The sequence below is a fragment of the Paenibacillus sp. FSL P2-0136 genome (assembly GCF_037975325.1).
GTDB lineage: Bacteria > Bacillota > Bacilli > Paenibacillales > Paenibacillaceae > Paenibacillus_AQ > Paenibacillus_AQ silagei.
On sequence record NZ_CP150244.1, the window covers coordinates 6,093,252 to 6,112,944 of the forward strand.

The window sequence follows — 19,693 nt, forward strand, 5'->3', positions numbered from 1 at the left end:
GGCCATCAGCGAAGAATACGCTGATGGCCTGTTTACTTAGTGATGATTACGCCTCCGGCAATGCCGCCGTCAGCGTGAACTCGAATTCCAGCTGCTGACCCGCTGCGATCCGGTATTCCGGATGCACCGGCGCTCCCCAGCTGTCATCCCCGCCCACACCCATCTGCTGTGCCGCGAGGGTGACAACCGTGTAGTGCACCTTAGGCAGCTCATAAGCATGTGCTGCCTGCTCCAGCTCGAACGCTGTATACGGTGACAGCGTACATTCCAGCGGCTGGCCCGCAGCCGCCTGAACTTGCAGCCCATACCCCCGGCTGTCCGTGATGCTCACCTCACGGACGCCCGTCCGGTTGCCGGATTCCTGCGGCACCAGATACGGTGACGGCAGCTCCGTCACCTTACGCCGGAAGCGGGTGAGCCGCGCTCCATACGCGCGGTCACTGTAGTTCTCTTCCGGTCCGCGGGCATACCACTCGGAGGCCTCGTAGTCTGCCGGCATCCGGAAGGATACCGCCACTACCGGCACATCCGGCAAGCCGTCTGCTCCGGTGTAGACCATCCGGACACGGACGCTGCCGTCGGCATGGACCGTGTATTCAATGCTTGCCTTCAGCTCACTGCTGATGCTGAAGGCGTAGTCGAAGCTGACCGTAGCCCGGTCTGCTTCGGTGTGCAGGCTGACCGCCGTACACTGGCGGGCCAGACTGGCCGCGAACCAGCCGCCGGCATGGTACCCCAGCGCGGTCCCTTTGTCATTGTCGGTGGTGGCCCGCCAGAACAATGGAGCCGGCGGAGTCGCAATCATCTCACGCCCACCGTAGCAGAGCGACACCAATGTGCCCGCCTGCTTGGAGAAAAGCGCGGAGAAGCCGCGGCCGCTCACCCCAATGTTCACATCCCCTTCAATGACGCGGAACTCCGCTGCCGCAGGCAGCAGTGCCTTTTTCCCGCCTGCTGTTACCCCGGCTGCTTCTACGCGGAACACATGCTCTCCATAAGCGGTCTCGAACCCGGAATCCGCCCATAGTTCAGCTTCCTTCAGCACCAGACTTGCCACCAGCGCGTACTCTCCCGGCTCTGCTGACACCTCCGGCAGTTCCAACGGAATCCGTGCTTCCCCCTGCGCGGCCACATGGATCTCCTTCTGCCCCTTGAAGATCTCCCGTCCTTCTCTCAATAACCGGAACTCCAGCAGCAAACGCTCCGTCCCTTCGAACAGATTGCCGTTGATCACCGTCACGGCATCCGCTTCAGGAACAAGCCGGATGTTCTGGTAGAGGAACTTCACCTCCTGCATCTTCGGCGTAAGGTTCCGGTCAGCGAAGACGATCCCGTTGCCGCAGAAGCTATAGTCCGTCGGCCGGTCATTGAAATCCCCTCCATACGCCAGATACTCTTCACCGTACCGGTTCTTGGCTACCAGCGCCTGATCGATATAATCCCAGATGAAGCCGCCCTGATATAGCGGATACCGGCTCTCCAGCTCGATATATTTATGGAGTCCTCCAACCGAATTCCCCATAGCATGCATATACTCACAGCTGATATACGGCTTATCCGGCTGATTCTCCAGGTATTCCACAATGTCGGCGGGCTTGGCATACATCCGGCTCTCCATATCACTGCTGTCATTATATTTGCGGTTATGGAAGACTCCTTCATAATGCACCAGCCGTCCCGGATCAGCCTTGCGGAAGTAATGGGACACCTTGAGAATGACCTCACCCGCATACGATTCATTGCCGCAGGACCAGATCAGGATCGACGGATGATTTTTATCGCGCTCCAGCATCGATACCGCCCGGTCCATGACAATCCCATCCCACTCCGGCTTATCCCCGGGGATGTTCCAGGACGGCTCAACGGCGCCCATCTTCTGCCACGAGCCATGGGATTCCAGATTCATCTCATCAATCACATACACCCCGTATTCATCACACAGCTCATACCAGAGCGTCTGATTCGGATAATGCGAGGTCCGCACTGCGTTGATATTATTCTGCTTCAGGATGATGATATCCTTAATCATATCTTCCCTGGAGATGTTCCGTCCTGTGCGGGGGTTGAACTCATGGCGGTTGACGCCTTTGAACATGATCCGTTGGCCGTTCAGCAGCATCAGCTTGTCCTTCAGCTCGAACACGCGGAAGCCCGCCCGCTGCACAATCGCCTCCACCAGTTTCCCTTCGCTATTACATACAGAGATACAGACGTTATACAGGTACGGATTCTCCGCGCTCCACAGGAACACCTTGCCTGCATCCATACTCAGAGCCGCCTTGCCCGCCACAGCCCGTCCTTCTGCTGTCGCCACCACAGCGCCTGCCGCATTCTTCAGCTCCATTCGGATCATAGCCTCGGCCTCTGACGCCATGCGAAGTTCAGCCGTTAACTTGCCTTCCTCATAGGAAGCATCCAGCCCCGCCTGAATCCGCAGATCCTTTACATGCAGCTCAGGAATCGTATACAAATACACCTCACGAAAAATCCCCGAGAACCGCCAGAAATCCTGATCCTCCAGCCAGCTCCCCGTGCAGCGCTGATAGACCTCAACCGCGAGCTTATTGGCTCCTTCCTGCAGATAGGGTGTCAATTCAAATTCCGCAGGGGTGAAGCTGTCTTCACTGTAGCCGACGAAGTGCCCGTTCAACCATACATAACAAGCCGCCTCTACCCCCTGAAAAGAAATAAAGACCGGTCCCTTCCCCATATTCTCCGGCACCTCAAAAAACTTCACATAGCTGCCCACCGTATTACTGCTCACCGGAATCTCCGGCGGTCTTACAGCATCCAGACCGTCCCAAGGGTACATCGTATTCGCATATTGCGGCCTGCCGTACCCCTGGAGCTGAATATGACCCGGCACCTGGATATCCCCCCAGCCTCTCGTATCATATTCCGTCTTATAGAAATCCTTAACACGGGCTGCCGCATTCACCGCATAGCTGAATTTCCAGTCTCCGTTCAGAGAGTGGCGCAGCGCCATGGGGGCTTGTCTCTCCGCTTCCTCCATCGTTCTATAATACCGGTGGTCCGAATGCGCTTCCAACCGGTTCACCTTAAATACAGATACATCGCTCAGCCAATCCAGACTAGGTTCATTGCCTGACATTATAGTGTCCTCCTTCATCTTCTTGAAGTGAATCTGTTCCTTATTCTACCCAAAGTTTGCCCCGGCTCCAAGAAGCGGATCACAACTTCGGTGCAGATAACTTACTTTTCAGGTGGTTTTATGATTTCCGGAGGCTTTCGCTTCATTCTCCAATGACGCAAAATAAGCGATCTTATGGTCAATCTTCCTGGCAAAGCTCTGAAAGAACTTAATCTTCTCATCGATATGCTGTTTATGCTCCTGCAGCAGCTTGCGCTGATCGGGCAGACGGTCCCTGCCTTCCTGCGAGAACGCAATGAATTGCTTAATGTCCGCTATAGCCATTCCGGTATCCTTCAGGCAGCAGATTAGCGAGATCAGCTCCAGATCCTCATCATTGAAGCAACGGTTACCGTTCACATCCCTTGCCACAACCGGCAATACACCCTCCCGTTCGTAGTAACGCAGCGTATATTGGCTCAGTCCGCTTTTTTGTGCTATGGTTTTGATGCTGTATCCCATCATGCAGCTCCTTTCTGCCAACCATGGCTGGCTTCACCTATATGTAAAGGTAACACCAATCCGTTTCTATGAACAGCCACTCTATGATTCTATTGACTTACACCTAACTCTAAGGTCTAAGCTTACACTATACCCTCATTTAAGGAGTGAATAATTAATGGTAAAAAGAATTAATGTGGCTAACGGTACACTTGAGGTGTCCGAGATTTCACTCGGCTGTATGCGAATCGCTGATTTGTCTCCCAAAGAGGCTGAAGTCCATATCCACAGCGCCCTTGAGGTCGGCATAGACTTTTTCGACCATGCGGATATTTATGCCGGCGGCAAAGCGGAGGAAGTATTCGGGGATGTACTGGCTGCAAATCCCGGCATGCGCGACCGGCTGATGATTCAGGCCAAATGCGGCATCCGCAATGGCTTCTTTGACTTCTCCAAGGAGCATATCGTGAGCTCAGTAGAGAACAGCTTGAAGCGGCTGCAGACCGATTATGTAGATGTCCTTCTCCTCCACCGCCCCGACACCCTGATGGAGCCTGAAGAAGTAGCCGAAGCCTTCGATGATCTGGAGCGCAGAGGGCTGGTCAAGCATTTCGGCGTCAGCAACCAGAACCCTCTACAGATTGAGCTGTTGAAAAAGAATGTCAAGCAGCCCCTCCTCTTCAACCAGCTTCAGCTCAGCATCATGGTTACCGGCATGATAGATTCCGGCTTCAATGTCAACATGACCAATGCGGGTTCCGTAGTCCACGATGGCGGAATCCTGGAGTACAGCCGTCTGCACGATATGACCATCCAGCCATGGTCGCCGTTCCAATACGGATTCTTCGAGGGCGTATTCCTGGGCAACGAGAAGTTCCCTAAGGTGAATGAAGTGATTAACCGTCTTGCCGCAGAAAAAGAGGTAACCGATACCGCCATCGCGACCGCCTGGCTGCTTCGCCATCCGGCCAAAATGCAGCCGATTGTCGGCACCACCAACACTGCGCGCCTGCTCGACATCGCCAAGGCCTCAAGCATCACCCTCAGCCGCGAGGAATGGTACGAGATCTACCGCGCAGCGGGAAATGTGCTGCCTTAACGAAGATAAGGGCGACGCATAGACTGCGCCGCCTTCTATTATTAATCTCCACAAGAATTGCTAGTTCAGTAGCAGCGTTTTAATAGTGATCTTTAACGCCTCGTCTTCAACCTCCGCCAATTCACATTAACTTCCTCCATTATAATCCTTTACCTTTTGTAAAACCGGATTGCCGCCGCGCGAATACCGGCAGTGCTTCTCATAAGTAGTTTTCATTCGTCTATACTTTACACCTTAGCAGGCTATTACTTGGTGCGTTCAACTATTAGCCTGCGATTTCTTCAATTATTCGTGATGAGAAAGTCGTTGACGGAGTACTTTAAAACAATTCTTCCTGGCTAAGAGAAGCCGATCATCAATATCCCCTTGAGTCTCTACCAGCCTTGACCATTCTAAATATAAAAATTCTAAATAGTAAGCCTCTCGTATCAACTCCTCACTGGATAACTCATGAAAGTATTCTTCCGTCTGTTCTTTTACCGGACTATAAGAGAGCTGTTTCTCTGAACGATACTGAGCTTCAACTATTGAGATAGGATGACCGCAAACTGAACATAATGTCTGAATGAAATAGTTCTCATTTCCGTCCCTTTTAGACTTTTTTGCCACGTACTGATCGACTGATCCACATACATTGCATACTGGGATATAATCATAAGGCAAGATGCGCACCTCCAAGTGCTGTAATCATAAATTAATTGGTAATCATACTATAACATGCGAACGTATATTCGTAATACAGGGAATTTCCATACATTTTTTATCTAGATTTATATTAAGCCTATGTTTCGCTCCTCTATTTAAAAATTACGACGGGGAGCATCCTTTAGTCATATATGGTCATAAAAAATGAGCTGTCTGCTCCAATCTCCATGACAAGCTCATTTTATTTAATATCCTAAACTGGTACGCAAACTTTTAGTGGAAGGTTAATTGCACTATATAATCTTTTTCTGTTTTTTCAGTAAATCACCTCTTTTTTAAACCTCCCCGTCATCTTATATAAATATACTATGGAAATTCACTGAAATATGGGTGAATCTGCTAATTGGAATCTCAGAGTTAATATTTTCAATATTTAACCATTAATACAGGGTAAAATTAAGAGAAGATCTATGATAATATGTTGAAGGAGGGGATTCAAAGTATTTTCTGTGAAGGCCCTCATCTAATTTGATAGAATTCTAGTCGGAGGTGGATAATGGTGAGAGCATTTAGAGTTCCTGTTTCAAAAAGAACCCATGTCATTGTTAGTAACCTCCCTCATATAAATGTAATGAAAAAGTGGAACCTTAAGAATGTTATAACTAGCGAGGGGATCTGTTAAAATGGACAATTTAATGAGTGAAGCCCAGGTAACTGCCATCGCTAATGAACTACAGCGCCGTGTTCATTCAGGTGAAGCTAAAGATAATATTGTTGTAGTCACTTTACTTTCTATGGCAAAAGCCGGTAGGTTAAGCTCTATGAATATTAATAAAATTTTGCATGATATCTATGATGACAAAGTAAAAATTTTGGCTGTGTTAATTGAAGCTCAGAAAGTAATAGACGAAGAAATGGTTAATTCTATCATAAAAGAAGTCAGGGCCACTTAACCGTGGCCTTTTAATTTGCATTGTTTTTTCGCTTGCAAATTATTACATCATGAAGTTATACTGAGATGCTTTCATATACCCCAATACAACTTGTTAATTTAAAGGAGGAGAATTAAATGAAACCAGCAAGACGAGCTCTTTTACTTATGTCCACAATTCAAGAAATGATTCAAACCGCACAGACTCTGACAAGTGAATCCGATCTTGATGAGATTATGGACGCGCTCCACATGGCCGGTTTAAATGCCGAAGAACTTGTAGAGAATTATACTTATTTCGAAGCAATTCAGATTGTCTGCAAGGTTTTTGCGGATATCCAAGTTACACAAGCTGAGATAAATGAATTAATTGATGAGGAGAATGGAATTATCCGCTAAATCCCCCTAATCTTTCATTTCTATCGTTTTATTCTACGAATCTTCCCCTTAACTACTTCAATAAATATCTTTTTCCCAATCTTTCATCTGTGTTATCCCCTAACGAAATATAAAACCATTCTATCCTTAACTTCATTTGATATCTCTCGTATAAAACATCGACAGGAAAGAGTACCATCGATAATTCATTAATGGGAGGAATTATACATTGATTCAAGAAAAACAACTCTACTCCAATAATTTCTTGGTGGTAAATTATGAATCATAAAGCCTATAGGGTAACTTACACGATCAACGGATCAGAAATTATCGTTTTTGATTTCTCCAGTACTGCTGACACAATGGAATTCGTGATAGAAGAAGCAGTAAATAAAATCAGGATAGATCAGCCTGATTATCATAACCAAGTTGAGGATTTAATAGGATTCAGTATTTTATGTCTCCCATCATATCAATAAAATAATACGCATTTAGTTCTATTCGGCTAAGTATACAGCAATAAACGACAGCTATCGACATTTTGTTAATGTTATATTTATCTAAACATTGATAAAAAAGCACGACTTTAGATTTATATACGAACATAAGTTCGTATAATATAATAGGTATAGGAACAATTTAATTGATACAATATACCTAATATTTAATTGTTGTTGATGGGATATAGGGTCAACTCGGGAGGAATCAGACTACACAATGGGGACTGAAACACTGGATGAACTTTACGCTCTAGGGGAAATGGACGTATTTTTTCAGAAAAGCAAGGAAAAAGTGGAAAAACGAGTACATGGAATGCGTCTCGCAGGCACCGATGGTGAAGATGTTGTACAGGAAGCTCTAATAAAAGTTTACCGTTATCTTCCTAAATATGACAGCAGCAAGGCTAAAGTATCGACTTATTTGGACCGCATCGTAACAAGCGCCATCCGTGATTGTCTGAAAAAGGCTGGAGCGAGATCTAATTTGCAGGTTGTTAATGCTATCCCGTTAACTACTTTTGAAGGTGCTGACGATACACAAGTCACCTATGAGGCAGGGGCAGAGGATCTGGGCTATGAAAATGCTGAGCTCATGATGGATATCATGGAACATCTAGGGCTAACAGAACGCGAAAAAGAAATGTTTCAGCTGCGTGTGTCGGGATATGAATTCAAAGAAATCGCACAGGTGTTTAATATCAGTAGGGGACGAATGTCCCAAATTTGGAGTGATATTACAACAAAATGCGCTGTAGTCATTTGAATGAATTACTTTTAAACTCCACCTAAATTCACATCCCTTCCTCACGTATATAGTGATTGGAAGGGATTTTTATTTTTCAGGAGGCTAATGTTCGATAATTTGAAATACCCAAGAGAGATAATCCATGCTACCCCAGCCGGCTCCATCACCCGAAGATTACGGGAACTGCAGAAGAGCACAATCAAAATGAAAGGAATGAACATGTATGAACAGACGACAAATCTATACTCACAACATCACTGAAGAGGAGGTCCTCTCTCTTACCGGCAAATATATTTCCGCACCACAAAACACCCATACAGGTTCAGCTGGAGAATCCGTAAATGCTTGGTTTGCAGGCCAAGTTGCGGGTTATGAGAAAGCTGTCATTTCCTTCGACTATATCAATCAGGAGTTTTTAAGCACGCCACTTATATATATCAATTTGCTTATGACTGACGGCGCAGGATGGGTTCTCTCTAAAGAAGAGCTTGAAATTCAAATTATCACCAAAGAAGAGTTCGACAACATTCTTGCAGAACATCTGGCTAATCAAGTTGTTGACAACGAAATTAAGAGACAGATAGAAGATCCCATCGGACTCTAGTAAAGGCAACCCATAATTCCCCCCTCAAAATACGCCTTCCATGAAAAATTCATATTATATGAGGTGTCCTCACTTGAGCAGTTACCCCGAACATATACGCAGTAACTTGGAACACGATAAGAACTTCTATTCTTTAACTATTATGTCTAATATAAATCTTGCCCAAAGAGATTCAGATTTCTTGGGTGATCTATTAATTTATCATGAGACCTTGATATGGCACAGCGTGCATAAATACATTGGCAAGCCCGAAAAGCTTGTTCAGAATTATTGTGTGGAAAAAGATGATATTGTTCAACTCGGCCGCTTGGGTTTCATTAAAGCAATTATGGCTTTTGATACCGGACGAGGAGTTAAATTCTCTTCTTACGCAGTACCCTCCATCGTTCGTGAAGTCCGTTGCTACCTTCGAGATAACGCCCCGATTATTCGGCCAACCCGAACTGCACACGAATTGATAAATCAAATCAACAACTTAACAGGTAACGGTTTCGAAGCTGATTCTGTGGAGCATCTGGCAAAAACGCTGAAGAAACCAGAGGACCAGGTTAGAAAAGCTTTGATTATTGGGCCAAGAGTGAAGTATTTACAGGAGAAAGTAAGCGATCGCTCCAGCGTAGACTCAGACCCTACTTATATGGACTTTCTAACCAGCAACAACAACACAGAACAAGAAGCTACTGACAGAAGCTATGTCGAAGATGTAGTAGCTTCAATTCAAGAATATCTTTCTGAGCTAGAGCTGCGGGTTCTTCAGCATCGTATCTCCGGTTTAAACCAGACCCAGACCGCAGAAAAAGAAAACATTTCACAAATGCGTGCCGGGAGAATTATGAGAAAAATTGCAGAACTGCTGCTAGATTCAAAAACCAGCATGACTCTTCTAGATCTGGATTCTGCAGAAGTGATAAACCACTACATTGACCGGTACTCTTCTGGAAACAAATAAGAAAATAAAAAAACCGAGTATAAATACTCGGTTTTTTGCTTTTAATTGGGCAGCGCTATGACCTGCCTGTGATAATCCCTATTTGTTTTAATAATCCATTGATATAGTTAGAGCCACGTGAAGCGAGCACCCCGCACAGAATAATAGATGCATAGTGCCCGGGCCCAGTAAGGTTGAATAGATCCGTTTTGAAAGTAAAGGCCAGGGCCACACCGACTACTATAGATAAAAGATAAGTTTGCTTGTCTCGGATTGGGATGGCTTGTTTCAGGATCTCAGTTAAAGCTTCGGATAAAAAGGCCACTACGGCCATTAGTGTAATCACGTTCATCTCATTTCCCCCCTTACTTAATGCCCCTGTTTATAATTACAGTATTGATGAACAAAAGCTCGGAAGCCGTGAGTTTCTTTGCTACTGCCTTATCGATCCATGTATAGTCTGTGATGAGTTTTTTATTGTAAAGCTCTTTGAGCTGATTAATAAGTATCGTCCATTGATTAACTGACAAGTTCAAGTGTTCTTCCTCCTCAAATGTTATTGAATCTTGTAAATTATCCGGGCCTAGAGAATCGCGAGTCTCCAGACGACTATGAACTCTCTGTTTAAAGCGTTCAAATTCGCTCGGGTTCTTGACCCAAGGGAGCGGGCAATCCTTCCAGCCTACAACCCCTTTATGTGTAAAGATTACTTCCGGGAATCCTTCATGCTGAATAAGATACACTACCAAATCTACAGCATTATTGAACGTATCCTCATGAATTGCCCCATCCGTCTCAATGCACATCTCGATGCCCACTGTAGAATTATTCGGGTACGAACCAAGCTTCGCTAGAGCTTCCGTAAGGTACGGCTGCTTACTGCCACAATGGTAGCCCATCTCATCAAATGGTAAGGACTGGACAATGGTTGTACGGTCGATCTGAATGTGAGCACTCGCGTAACGGTTGGTTGTCGAGTCACCAGACTTCTGATTCTTTAAACTGATAAAATAGTTGCCGATTGCCTGTGCAGAAGCTCCAGGATCAGCTGTGTAGTGCATTACAATACCCCGCTTGGCCACAAGCTTTTTCCCTGGACGTGAGAAACGGTTGACTGGTATTAGCTGCTGCTTAATCGTTAACAAAACACTCACCTCCGTCTCGTTGATTGAGGCGTTTCTCCAACTCTTCAATTCTGGCAGTCGCCTTTATATAATCCAGCTCCAGCGTTGTATACTTCTCTTTCCAATTCCGCAGCTCATCCTCAAGATGCAGGCTCCGTTCACGCCAAATTTTCATTTCATCACGCAGAGACTTAATCTCTTCTCTAAGCTCTTCCCGAATCTGTTTCTGTTCCTGGGAGAGCTGCTGGCGGTCGCTGAGCGTAAGATCCTTCCGGTTATTAAACTTAGTTACGGCTACACTCCCTAATGCTGTAACTAGCACGCCCGCCAGGGCTACTAACGCATTAACGTCCATGCCTTTGCTCCCCCACCTTCATATAGGCCCAAGAGGACAACAAGGCGTAATTGAGATAAGCGCCCCATCCAATCGAGGCCTGATTCCCAACGAATAGCAATGAGCTGATGAAAGGACAACGATGACTCAACAGGCTTACACCGGTTGACGAGTTTTCTAAGTTGCTTATGCAACGGCAACACTCCTTTGAGCTCATAGTTACAACTAGGGTAGATATTATTGCAGTTCTATAGCTTCGATGATGACACGGTAATCAGCGGCCGAACCTGAAGTATGCGTATTTTTTACAGCAATATGGATACTCTTGGTTATATCTTCATCCACGTATGGGATATCCACCAAGTCGTAAATCCCGTCTGTGGAATTGCTGGTGCTGTACTCGGTTGTGTTAACATACACTACTTGCGCCATATCATCTAATGCCGATGCTGCGCCGCGGACTAGAGTGACTTCACAGCTCGACATCGTCCCTACGGGGATTACCTTAATAGTCTTGATTAATAGCTTATCTTTTCCAGTCACAATGCTTTTCCTTTGAATGCTACCTGAAGGTATCGAATGTAATTGAAAGTCAAGAGTTACAAGCTTCATAACTTCACCTACTGTCTTCTGGTATTGCAGCATGAAAAAATTACCGTTCACATATTCAACTCCTTTTAGGCAAGTAAGCAACCGGATATTTTCGTGGCCTCTTCGTTTCCCCCCTGCCCAACCCGCTGATTGAAATACCGGTCAGTTCTCTGGAATTTTGGCGTTCTGTTTCCATAATGACGTACTGAGGTACAAACTGAGTGAAGGAACGGATACCATATCTATACCTTGTTGCTACTCCAGACCCGTGCGTCTCTGGCTGTGCTTTTGGATTGAAAATCAAACTCTGTGGAGGGATTACCTTCAATGGAATGGATCCGGTACGGCTTGGGGCAGTAGAACCAGTAAGTTCAAGAGGAGGGCGGGGAATAGTGCATAGCACCTCATACTGAGGGATTGGTGCTTTATATTTCCTTTCAAGTTGTTTGGACACAACGTTCAGTCCTACAAGGTTGTGGCGCAGGTGGACTTGTCCGACTTTCTGAATTAAGGTGAAGGTTTCGATTTTAACCACCTCTTATCATAATTGCGATATAACGCCTACACGAGACGAACTGCTATCGTAGTACTTGGAAGGAAGCTGCTGCCATTCGTAGTTAGCTGGTACACCTTGTGTTCATCTCCGTTAACTGTAATCTTGTCGCCTGCTGTAACCCCCGAGTAGTGTAAAGCCAGTATATCCATCAGTTCCCCTCGCGCTCCCTCATACATATTAGCGCAAATGACAGGATTACCATTATATAGAGCACCCCATCCCGGATTTAAGGGAACAATAACGCTTTGCCCCTGGTATACGTTATAGTACTGCTGAGAAGTGATGTCTCGCAGACAACGGATGCCGTTATCCCCCTGATATGAGACGCCTATTCCCTGCCCGGTTGAATTGACCTCAGCACTGTACCGTTTCATAAGTCCTGCGTAGGCAACCATGCTAACGTTATTGTTTGCGTAGGGATCTCCTTTTGTACAGAGAATTATTCGATCTTTTGTCACTGAAAGATCGTACTCACATAGCAAGGCAGTATCAACAGCAACCGAAAAGATAACAACGTTTCTCTCATATTTTACTGAACTAACCGTCCCATCTTCACCAATCAGTTCAGCTATGGTCAAGATGAGCTGATTGCCGGATGTTGCTTTAGAGTTTCCAGCATCTATTCTCACAAAAAGATTATCGGTTCCGTTAACTCCGGTAGAGGTCAATGCAAGTGTAGAGTCTGTTTCATTGACTACTGTCCACAGGGCAGCAACTTCTGCACTTTTCATGTGTGCCACGAGTGAATCATAGAGCTGATTAATTTTAACTTTCCCTGAAAAAGCAGACATGTTTAGACCTCCCTAATTGATTTTGAACAACAGCACACGTTGGCCGTTGTTTGGCAGTATGGCGGAGTCAAAAAAGCGGGGGGCGCTGTAGATCCCTTGACCAGAAGCGTTATACCAATTTACTCCGGAAGGTTTATTAATTGTCGGGGAGGAATTAACATGAACAACATAATATTCATCTTCGCCCGTAGTCATAATGGAGCCATCAGGGTATGCAGAGAGTGCCGATTGCTTTAATACAGCTGTCCGCATACCGTAGAACTCGCCACGGACGCCCTCTGTGGGGTTATATACATAAAAAGGGGAGACAAAGATTGCCCCGCCTACTCCTGGGGATGGCTGCTGAGATTGGGGCAGAAAATTATAGTAAGTGTACTTTTCTTTTGCTCTGGAGTACTTGACCAAACCACGCCCAAAATTTAGGTGGTATGAGGATACGCCTGCCATAATAGCATTATGGTTGATACCTACAGGAACATGAGGAAAGTAACCGTAGAAGTCTTTAGATACTAAAGGGTCTTCTTCCTCAAATGGCTTACAGCGGCCCAGGTACAGGCGAATTGGGTAATGCCAATTGGGGTAAGTCAACGGCTCTGAAGTAATCATTACAAACTCCTTTTGAGAGATGACTACAAATTTCTGGGCACCTGCAGCACTGGTCTGATTTGCTCCAGTGTAACAACCTAAGCCAACATCAAAGTATGCTCCGCCCCATCCTCCAAATGTAGGGGCTACTGCGGAAGCCGCTGATACCGAGTCGGTCATGCAATCTACTTTTGGTGTCGCATTTTTAAACAGACCAAACCGCATAGACGGAGGGAAGTTGTTATTGGCTGGCACGCTCAAACCTAATGTTATTACCATATCAGGATCTTTTTTGTTGGTAAGAACAATTCCACCATTAGTTATAGAATTCCCTAGTGATGTTGTAGGCAAATATTTTATGTTCCAAAAGGGATCATCTGCCATTTGGTTCGTCATTTCCTGCATGAAACTATGCAGCGCTATGGAGGGCATATCATAGCGCCGAATATTTGCCATTGGCAATTTCATCGCCTCCTCAGATTTTAAATAGCATTACACGGATTCCTGCTGGTAGTGTTACTGAATCAAAAAAATTATAGCCGTAGGTATAAATACTGCCGTTGTGCGTGGCTCCTGCAGAATAAGGGTACCAACTACCTGCCTCAATATGGCAATGAAGCACATAATACCGCGCACCGTCAATATCAATAACAGAGCCGTCAGGATAAAAATTTGTGTTTTTGAAAACAGCAGTGTTCACGTCCCAAAAGGTACCGCGTACCCCCTCTTCGGCATTCCCGATTAAGAATGGCGACATAATAACCCTTCCCCCAGGCCCTGGTGAGATAATTTGGGAGCTGCCTACAAACTCATATTCTCCGTATAACTGGTTGGAGCGATTTTTCTTAGTAACCCCACGGCTAAGCACGTAACCGTTTAGGTTGCCATACTCAACAGCCGAATTACCGGTTAAACCTAACGGAAGGTAACCAAAGATTCCAAAGAACTCCTTCCCATATACAGAGTCTTCTTCCTCAAACGCCTTACAACGGCCTAAATACAAACGCACAGGGTAATCAGTGTCAGTATAAGTAATTGGTGTAGTCATTATAAACACATACTCTTTATGCGTGATAACAATCATCTGAGAAGCCGCATTTGCATTACTTGTTTTAGCGGGATATCCATTGTTATAACTTTGAAGCGGCAAATCGTAGGCCGTGGTTTTTGTGCTATCGGAGTAACAGTCTAATACAGGCGTGGTGCCTTGCTTCTTCAATCCAAAACGTAAAACAGCACCATAACTTGCGTTCCAATCTACCCCTACCATAAACTCCATGTAAGGGTCTTCCTTATTTGTTAGTTTAATAACACCGTTGGTTGCTCCATTAATTCCATTTGTGGGGGTTAATGTGACAACTGTCCAAAAAGGATCATTTACGAGCAGATTCCCCAGCTGAGTAACGAAGGATATGCGGGCATAGCTGGGAAGTGAATAACGCCGGATTGCTCCTAAATCATAGGCCATTTTGTCCCTCCTTATAGCTTTTAGTAATATCCACGGCAGTTAAGTTCCCTTCTGCATCATATTGAAATGTTTTCACCACAGTGATCCCTCCCTTAATTACTGTTTCGATCTGGAGTAGATTGTCCACATTATAGGTATATTCCGTCCTCTTCAGTGTGCTACGGGGGGTTAGCTTATCAAAGACAGTCTCCGTTGATATGTTTTTGCCTTCATACTCATACTCCACGCTTACATCTATCATTTCCGCCAGGTATGCCAGGCTTGCCTGAAGAGTGCTTAATGTCCCTCCGTTCAGTAATGAAATCATCATAGTGCCTCCTATCGGACCGTTAAGGCCATAATTTTCGCTTTGAACGTCGTAGTTAGCGCACCAGTATTTTTAATCCTGCAGTGCAGTTTGGAAGTCCCGTCACCATCAATGTATATCATATCGATATTGTCGTAGATCCCTTCCTCTGCACTACCAGTACTGAAGGTAGTATCATTTTTGTAGAGCTTCTCTGCAATACTGGTATCTGCATTGCTAAGAATGCTCAACTCCACATCACAAGCGCTTAGCTGAGGAACTACTCTTACTGTCTTAATATTCAAGTTTCGGGTATTAAACGGGGTCGATATTACTTGTTCCTCACCGCTCAGTAATCTTGCCTCAAACTCGACAGTGATGGGCTTGTTATCATACGTCAGCATCATCCACGCCTCATTCATTTATTCACCCCCTTTATGAGAGGAATATGTGGATTAGGGAAATCCCTGTATCTTTTTGGTTTAGAAGAACCTCCTTGGAGAATTCCTTGAAGATTAGGTCTTTGGATAGCACTGTACATTAAGGGAGGGGAATACAGAGGAATTACCGGTTGGATTATACTAGCGGCTCTTTCGGTCAGCCCCCTAGGGGTACCACTGGTGGTGAGCGGGACTGGATTTTGAATTAAAAGAGGGTAATGTAGAGAAATTGATGTCTGAATTATATTAGCTACTCGTCCGATCAGACTGTGAGGAGTGCCCTTCGTGATTACTGGAATTGCAAATTGATTAATCAACGGGGATTGATGTGAGATTGCACGGGCATAGATACGTATTCCAGATAGAGGAGGAGTTACACTGCCCTCTAATGAGGCCATAATTTTTCAGCTCCTTTATCCCATATATACGGCCACTTTCGTGCCTGTAAAATTATTGAACTGAGTTGATGAAGTTGTTTGAGGGCTGAGAGAATAGACGGTATATGCCTTTCCTCCCACATTTATAATGTCCCCTAGATTCACACCGACAGGAGGTACGTGATAAATATCAGGGAGTTCTCCGCGAGCGCCCTCTACTGCGTTTGCAAGTACCTGCGGGTAAACATTATAAGCACCGGCAGGACCGGGATTTGTGGGCACAAGAGTGGAATACGCTTTGTATAACGAACTCGCTGTGCCACCGGATACATCCTTAACTGCACGGAATCCATCTTCATTAGATCGGTAGCTTAGACCGATGGAGAACGCATTAGCTGCCGGGGTCCCTGTACTGTATTGATTAATAAGTCCAATAAAAGCCATATTAGATACCCCTGTTGTCGAATTAACGTCACCAGATACCCAAAGAACAATCCGGTCTACAAGAACGGACATGTTATAATCTATGAGTCCATTTGTATCCACGATAGTGCTATGGAATGTAAAAACCCGGCTAATTGCAATTGAAGGGGGAGGAATACTACCGTCTGTTGTTGACATGTTGTCTGATATCGTGATTTTAATCGAATTTCCAGTAGCATTCTTGCTGGTATCAGGCTCCAGCTTCAGGAACATCTTCTCTGAACCTGAAGAACCTGCTGACTTCACAACCAGCATGGACGTACTCTCAAACACCACGCTCCAGGAATCATCATTAATACTCTTCAGGTTTGTCACCAAAAAACCAAATAGTTGATTAATTTTAATCTTATTACTGAAAAAAGCCATATCCTTCTGTCCTCCTTTATATTTTGAAAAGCAGCGCCCGCTGTGGCTTGTCCGCACCAACGCGTAAAAAAGAAGTATCAAAAAAATACCATCTTCCGTATATCTGATTGTTGCTTCCTGGAGCAGTTATGTTATAAGACTGCGGGGCTAATTGATCAACGACATGGAATACATAATACCTATCATTCCCTACTGAAAGAACTGAGCCGTCAGGGTAAGCACTTCCATCCTTAAAGCATACAACGTACATATCCCAAAATTCCCCACGAACCCCTTCAGCGTTCTCATAGACATAGAATGGTGAGATGAAAAATTTCCCGCCTACAGCTGGGGATACTAACTGACTACTGGTGCAAAAATTATACACAACATTTTTAGTTCCATTTCTTGATTTTTTGACAAAGCCCTGCCCGACGTTTTTACTAGAGTAATCATAAGCAGTATAGTCAGAACCGTTGTAACCTGCTGGAAAGTGAGTAAACAATCCTACAAAATCCTTTGCTACTAACGGATCTTCATTTTCATATGACATGAGCCTTCCCATATACAAACGTAAGGGATAAACAGTGGGCGTGCCGTCCGTCTCTCCGTTTATATATACAAAGTTACTCGTGGTAAATACAGTCAACTGTTTGTAGTAGAAATCACCCGTGCCTGACGTAATTAATGGTGTAACGGCGTTATTATAACTGTTAATATAGTCCCTTCCAATATCAGCAATGATATTTCCACCCTCGGCTTCGTAAAATCCCGCCTGTATGAAGTGATTGCTCTGAGTGTTAATATTCAACATAAAATATAGCGTAGGGTCTGCCTTATTTTTAAAAGTCATGCTCCCTCTGTTTGTACTATTAAAAGGTTTGGGTATCACGGTAGAGTATGCAACCACCCAGTTTGGATCATCTACCAGGGCAGTTGCAATAGTTGATGCTAGAGAATAGACATTAACACGACCTAAATCATACCTATTTGGTGCTGCCATCTGCTTCACTCCCTATAGTTTTCTTGATATTACTTTTACTACATTGAATTGATTATCATACTGGAAGGTCCTTTTTACAGTCCCCCTCTCTGTCGAAACCTTCTCAGTAGCTACGTAGCCATTAATGTATGTGTAAGCAACTTCCTTCAGTAGAACAGGTACTTCATCTGTGCTGTATGTTCGTTCTGCCTTTATGGAATTGTCAGAATTGTACTCATACTCAATATTTGCGTCAGCCATTTCTGAAGGCGCATTTGTATCTTCACCGCTTACCTCTAAGCAGATAAAGGTTATCCTCTGATTAGCAGGAATGCTCTCGTTAAATCGGATCTTAGTACTGCTGATTTCTTGATAATCCTCTTTTGAGGACATTAAGATACCTTCTGCAAAAACAAGTAAAGAATTATTCCCAACAGTAAACTCCTGGATTGTGAAATCTGTTTGAGGGGAGCTTCGACTCCCAGGGGCTGATTCAAAACGGTACTTTAATCCCCCGCTCCCCCCTTTTCCTCCATCCCCCCCGCCCCCGGTCGCGTTTTTTTGGATATATGACAGCCGGGCATCCAGATCAATAAAATCTTTACGGGCAGCGTCCAGTTCCAAAAGGGCAGAATCGATTTCCTCATGCGTGTAAATACCTTTATTCAGGAGCTCATTATGATCCGTAACTTTAATGTTTATTCCCGTACGTTTTAGCCGAACGGCCAACGAATTCACCCCCACTTGCCCGTTTCTATGAAATAGACTTAACTTATTTAATGTAGTTCGAGACCATATTTATCCCGAACTGAACATCCGATATGCCAGATGAGGCCATCGCGTCCGTGATACGATATATCCGTAGCCAGAAAGGGGTTGCAGTCCCGGCTGCAATTGTTGGGTAGTCAAGAACGGCGTACTTTACAGCCGGCTGGCCATTAATATCCCGATATAGATCCGCTAGTTTCAGATCAGCGGTGGTACCCTTGGGCCAAGTTAGATTAATTTTTATATTTTTTATGGTTCCACTAGCCATATTGTTACGAATCAGAATTCGGAAATCCTTATAATCTTGCCCCATAGATTGCACGTAACCCAAAAACCTCTCCATATTCTCCATTAAGGGAACCTCTTCCCCCGCATCATCCACAAGGTATAAATCGGCGTTAGGTTCGAAATGATACTCATCTCCGCCCCATATCTCCAGGTTTTCCACGCTACTAAACACATTATTTTCTGGAAGCCTTACAACAAAGTTTCCTGTGAAGGGAAGGCTAATTCCTGACACATCCAGATCCAGTTCCGATAACCCCTTCCGGCATATACCAGAAGAGACAATGGTACTTCCTTGCCATAAATCCACCTGGCTTCCTTCTACTAAGCCGGTGATCTTCACCTTGGTGGAGCGAAAAATCCGCACCTCTTGCACAAGCATATCTACCATGCCAGTAAGAAACACTCCCACCTTCGGTGCTGTAATATCAAACTGCTCTGCCCCTTCAAAATTCCACAGCGTACCAGTGTCCGACCATAATGCGCTGTAGGCATAATAACTGCGGATCATACGTATCCATGGGTATGTTTTGGTCCCCCCTTCCGATTCGTCGCAATACTCTTCCATATCCAGACGATCCGCATCTCTGCCGAATATAGTAAGCCCTCCCCTGTCTCCTGAGATAGACGGGGTATACTCATTTTTCAGGTCGAATACGAATTCATTTTCCGCTGTAAGCTGGGGAAAGAACAAAAACAGCGGTGCTGCTTCTGACTTTAACCGTAGCCCCCCTCCTGTTAATTCATAGCTTGCCGGGTCGTGCGGTATCAGCTCCCAGCTACCATCCAGGGCTGTAGCATCAAACTTATCTTGATAGATCAGCCCGCTTTTCTTCAGCGTGACAACTCCCAAAGC

The 19,693-nt window shown here is 45.1% G+C and carries 21 protein-coding genes; 6 read left to right on the plus strand and 15 right to left on the minus strand.

The features are described from left to right. Window positions 1–46 precede the first annotated feature (46 nt). Both NYE26_RS25845 and NYE26_RS25850 read right to left on the minus strand, forming a co-directional pair. Window positions 47–3,112: a glycoside hydrolase family 2 TIM barrel-domain containing protein gene (locus NYE26_RS25845; protein WP_339251152.1), complete on the minus strand. Its 3,066-nt coding sequence runs from the start codon at window positions 3,110–3,112 to the stop codon at window positions 47–49. A 108-nt stretch (window positions 3,113–3,220) separates the two neighbouring features. Beyond that, on the minus strand, window positions 3,221–3,616 hold the full coding sequence (locus NYE26_RS25850) for a MerR family transcriptional regulator (protein WP_083685759.1): 396 nt from the start codon (window positions 3,614–3,616) through the stop codon (window positions 3,221–3,223). 154 nt (window positions 3,617–3,770) lie between these two features. On the opposite strand from NYE26_RS25850, the gene NYE26_RS25855 reads away from it, so the two are divergent. The 6 genes from NYE26_RS25855 (at window position 3,771) to NYE26_RS25880 (ending at window position 9,443) form a co-directional block, all read left to right on the plus strand. Next, window positions 3,771–4,691 carry an aldo/keto reductase gene (locus NYE26_RS25855; RefSeq protein ID WP_339251154.1) on the plus strand — a complete coding sequence of 307 codons (921 nt, stop codon included), beginning with the start codon at window positions 3,771–3,773 and terminating at the stop codon, window positions 4,689–4,691. 1,328 nt (window positions 4,692–6,019) lie between these two features. After that, window positions 6,020–6,289 carry a hypothetical protein gene (locus tag NYE26_RS25860; protein ID WP_339251156.1) on the plus strand — a complete coding sequence of 90 codons (270 nt, stop codon included), beginning with the start codon at window positions 6,020–6,022 and terminating at the stop codon, window positions 6,287–6,289. Between the two features lie 116 nt (window positions 6,290–6,405). Continuing rightward, the gene (locus NYE26_RS25865; protein ID WP_339251158.1) at window positions 6,406–6,666 is read left to right on the plus strand and encodes a hypothetical protein; all 261 of its coding nucleotides are present in this window, start codon (window positions 6,406–6,408) and stop codon (window positions 6,664–6,666) included. 696 nt (window positions 6,667–7,362) lie between these two features. After that, the gene (locus tag NYE26_RS25870) at window positions 7,363–7,908 is read left to right on the plus strand and encodes an RNA polymerase sigma factor (RefSeq protein WP_339251160.1); all 546 of its coding nucleotides are present in this window, start codon (window positions 7,363–7,365) and stop codon (window positions 7,906–7,908) included. A 205-nt stretch (window positions 7,909–8,113) separates the two neighbouring features. Further along, a complete protein-coding gene (locus NYE26_RS25875; protein ID WP_339251162.1) occupies window positions 8,114–8,494 on the plus strand; it encodes a hypothetical protein in 381 nt (126 codons plus the stop codon). 181 nt (window positions 8,495–8,675) lie between these two features. Next, the gene (locus tag NYE26_RS25880) at window positions 8,676–9,443 is read left to right on the plus strand and encodes a sigma-70 family RNA polymerase sigma factor (protein ID WP_339251164.1); all 768 of its coding nucleotides are present in this window, start codon (window positions 8,676–8,678) and stop codon (window positions 9,441–9,443) included. 55 nt (window positions 9,444–9,498) lie between these two features. Here the strand turns inward: NYE26_RS25880 and NYE26_RS25885 are convergent, their stop codons facing one another. From NYE26_RS25885 to NYE26_RS25945, 13 genes are all read right to left on the minus strand, one after another. Next, the gene (locus NYE26_RS25885; RefSeq protein WP_339251166.1) at window positions 9,499–9,774 is read right to left on the minus strand and encodes a hypothetical protein; all 276 of its coding nucleotides are present in this window, start codon (window positions 9,772–9,774) and stop codon (window positions 9,499–9,501) included. Between the two features lie 13 nt (window positions 9,775–9,787). Continuing rightward, on the minus strand, window positions 9,788–10,567 hold the full coding sequence (locus NYE26_RS25890) for an N-acetylmuramoyl-L-alanine amidase (RefSeq protein WP_339251168.1): 780 nt from the start codon (window positions 10,565–10,567) through the stop codon (window positions 9,788–9,790). Then, the gene (locus NYE26_RS25895; RefSeq protein WP_339251170.1) at window positions 10,554–10,901 is read right to left on the minus strand and encodes a hypothetical protein; all 348 of its coding nucleotides are present in this window, start codon (window positions 10,899–10,901) and stop codon (window positions 10,554–10,556) included. The genes NYE26_RS25890 and NYE26_RS25895 overlap by 14 nt, the downstream gene beginning before the upstream one ends. 216 nt (window positions 10,902–11,117) lie before the next feature. Then, a complete protein-coding gene (locus NYE26_RS25900) occupies window positions 11,118–11,543 on the minus strand; it encodes a hypothetical protein (RefSeq protein WP_339251172.1) in 426 nt (141 codons plus the stop codon). Between the two features lie 489 nt (window positions 11,544–12,032). Further along, a complete protein-coding gene (locus NYE26_RS25905; protein WP_339251174.1) occupies window positions 12,033–12,818 on the minus strand; it encodes a hypothetical protein in 786 nt (261 codons plus the stop codon). Between the two features lie 12 nt (window positions 12,819–12,830). Continuing rightward, on the minus strand, window positions 12,831–13,865 hold the full coding sequence (locus NYE26_RS25910; RefSeq protein ID WP_339251176.1) for a hypothetical protein: 1,035 nt from the start codon (window positions 13,863–13,865) through the stop codon (window positions 12,831–12,833). Between the two features lie 13 nt (window positions 13,866–13,878). Beyond that, window positions 13,879–14,871, minus strand: a complete 993-nt coding sequence (locus NYE26_RS25915; protein ID WP_339251178.1) for a hypothetical protein — start codon at window positions 14,869–14,871, stop codon at window positions 13,879–13,881. Next, window positions 14,861–15,181, minus strand: coding sequence for a hypothetical protein (locus tag NYE26_RS25920; RefSeq protein ID WP_339251180.1), 321 nt, complete (start codon window positions 15,179–15,181; stop codon window positions 14,861–14,863). Before NYE26_RS25920 ends, NYE26_RS25915 begins: the two co-directional genes overlap by 11 nt. 8 nt (window positions 15,182–15,189) lie before the next feature. Then, window positions 15,190–15,579: a hypothetical protein gene (locus NYE26_RS25925; protein WP_339251182.1), complete on the minus strand. Its 390-nt coding sequence runs from the start codon at window positions 15,577–15,579 to the stop codon at window positions 15,190–15,192. A 431-nt stretch (window positions 15,580–16,010) separates the two neighbouring features. After that, window positions 16,011–16,823: a hypothetical protein gene (locus NYE26_RS25930; RefSeq protein ID WP_339251184.1), complete on the minus strand. Its 813-nt coding sequence runs from the start codon at window positions 16,821–16,823 to the stop codon at window positions 16,011–16,013. A 16-nt stretch (window positions 16,824–16,839) separates the two neighbouring features. Next, window positions 16,840–17,805 carry a hypothetical protein gene (locus NYE26_RS25935; RefSeq protein WP_339251186.1) on the minus strand — a complete coding sequence of 322 codons (966 nt, stop codon included), beginning with the start codon at window positions 17,803–17,805 and terminating at the stop codon, window positions 16,840–16,842. Between the two features lie 12 nt (window positions 17,806–17,817). Further along, window positions 17,818–18,513 carry a hypothetical protein gene (locus NYE26_RS25940; protein WP_339251188.1) on the minus strand — a complete coding sequence of 232 codons (696 nt, stop codon included), beginning with the start codon at window positions 18,511–18,513 and terminating at the stop codon, window positions 17,818–17,820. Window positions 18,514–18,556: 43 nt separating this feature from the next. Continuing rightward, entirely contained in the window at window positions 18,557–19,690 is a 1,134-nt protein-coding gene (locus NYE26_RS25945) for a hypothetical protein (RefSeq protein WP_339251190.1), read from the minus strand. Window positions 19,691–19,693 lie beyond the last annotated feature (3 nt).

Coding starts and splice junctions, on each gene's coding strand:
- NYE26_RS25845 (WP_339251152.1), bottom strand. CDS start 3,112: ATGTCAGGCAATGAACCTAGTCTGGATTGGCTGAGCGATGTATCTGTA.
- NYE26_RS25850 (WP_083685759.1), bottom strand. CDS start 3,616: ATGATGGGATACAGCATCAAAACCATAGCACAAAAAAGCGGACTGAGC.
- NYE26_RS25855 (WP_339251154.1), top strand. CDS start 3,771: ATGGTAAAAAGAATTAATGTGGCTAACGGTACACTTGAGGTGTCCGAG.
- NYE26_RS25860 (WP_339251156.1), top strand. CDS start 6,020: ATGGACAATTTAATGAGTGAAGCCCAGGTAACTGCCATCGCTAATGAA.
- NYE26_RS25865 (WP_339251158.1), top strand. CDS start 6,406: ATGAAACCAGCAAGACGAGCTCTTTTACTTATGTCCACAATTCAAGAA.
- NYE26_RS25870 (WP_339251160.1), top strand. CDS start 7,363: ATGGGGACTGAAACACTGGATGAACTTTACGCTCTAGGGGAAATGGAC.
- NYE26_RS25875 (WP_339251162.1), top strand. CDS start 8,114: ATGAACAGACGACAAATCTATACTCACAACATCACTGAAGAGGAGGTC.
- NYE26_RS25885 (WP_339251166.1), bottom strand. CDS start 9,774: ATGAACGTGATTACACTAATGGCCGTAGTGGCCTTTTTATCCGAAGCT.
- NYE26_RS25895 (WP_339251170.1), bottom strand. CDS start 10,901: ATGGACGTTAATGCGTTAGTAGCCCTGGCGGGCGTGCTAGTTACAGCA.
- NYE26_RS25905 (WP_339251174.1), bottom strand. CDS start 12,818: ATGTCTGCTTTTTCAGGGAAAGTTAAAATTAATCAGCTCTATGATTCA.
- NYE26_RS25915 (WP_339251178.1), bottom strand. CDS start 14,871: ATGGCCTATGATTTAGGAGCAATCCGGCGTTATTCACTTCCCAGCTAT.
- NYE26_RS25920 (WP_339251180.1), bottom strand. CDS start 15,181: ATGATGATTTCATTACTGAACGGAGGGACATTAAGCACTCTTCAGGCA.
- NYE26_RS25925 (WP_339251182.1), bottom strand. CDS start 15,579: ATGAATGAGGCGTGGATGATGCTGACGTATGATAACAAGCCCATCACT.
- NYE26_RS25930 (WP_339251184.1), bottom strand. CDS start 16,823: ATGGCTTTTTTCAGTAATAAGATTAAAATTAATCAACTATTTGGTTTT.
- NYE26_RS25935 (WP_339251186.1), bottom strand. CDS start 17,805: ATGGCAGCACCAAATAGGTATGATTTAGGTCGTGTTAATGTCTATTCT.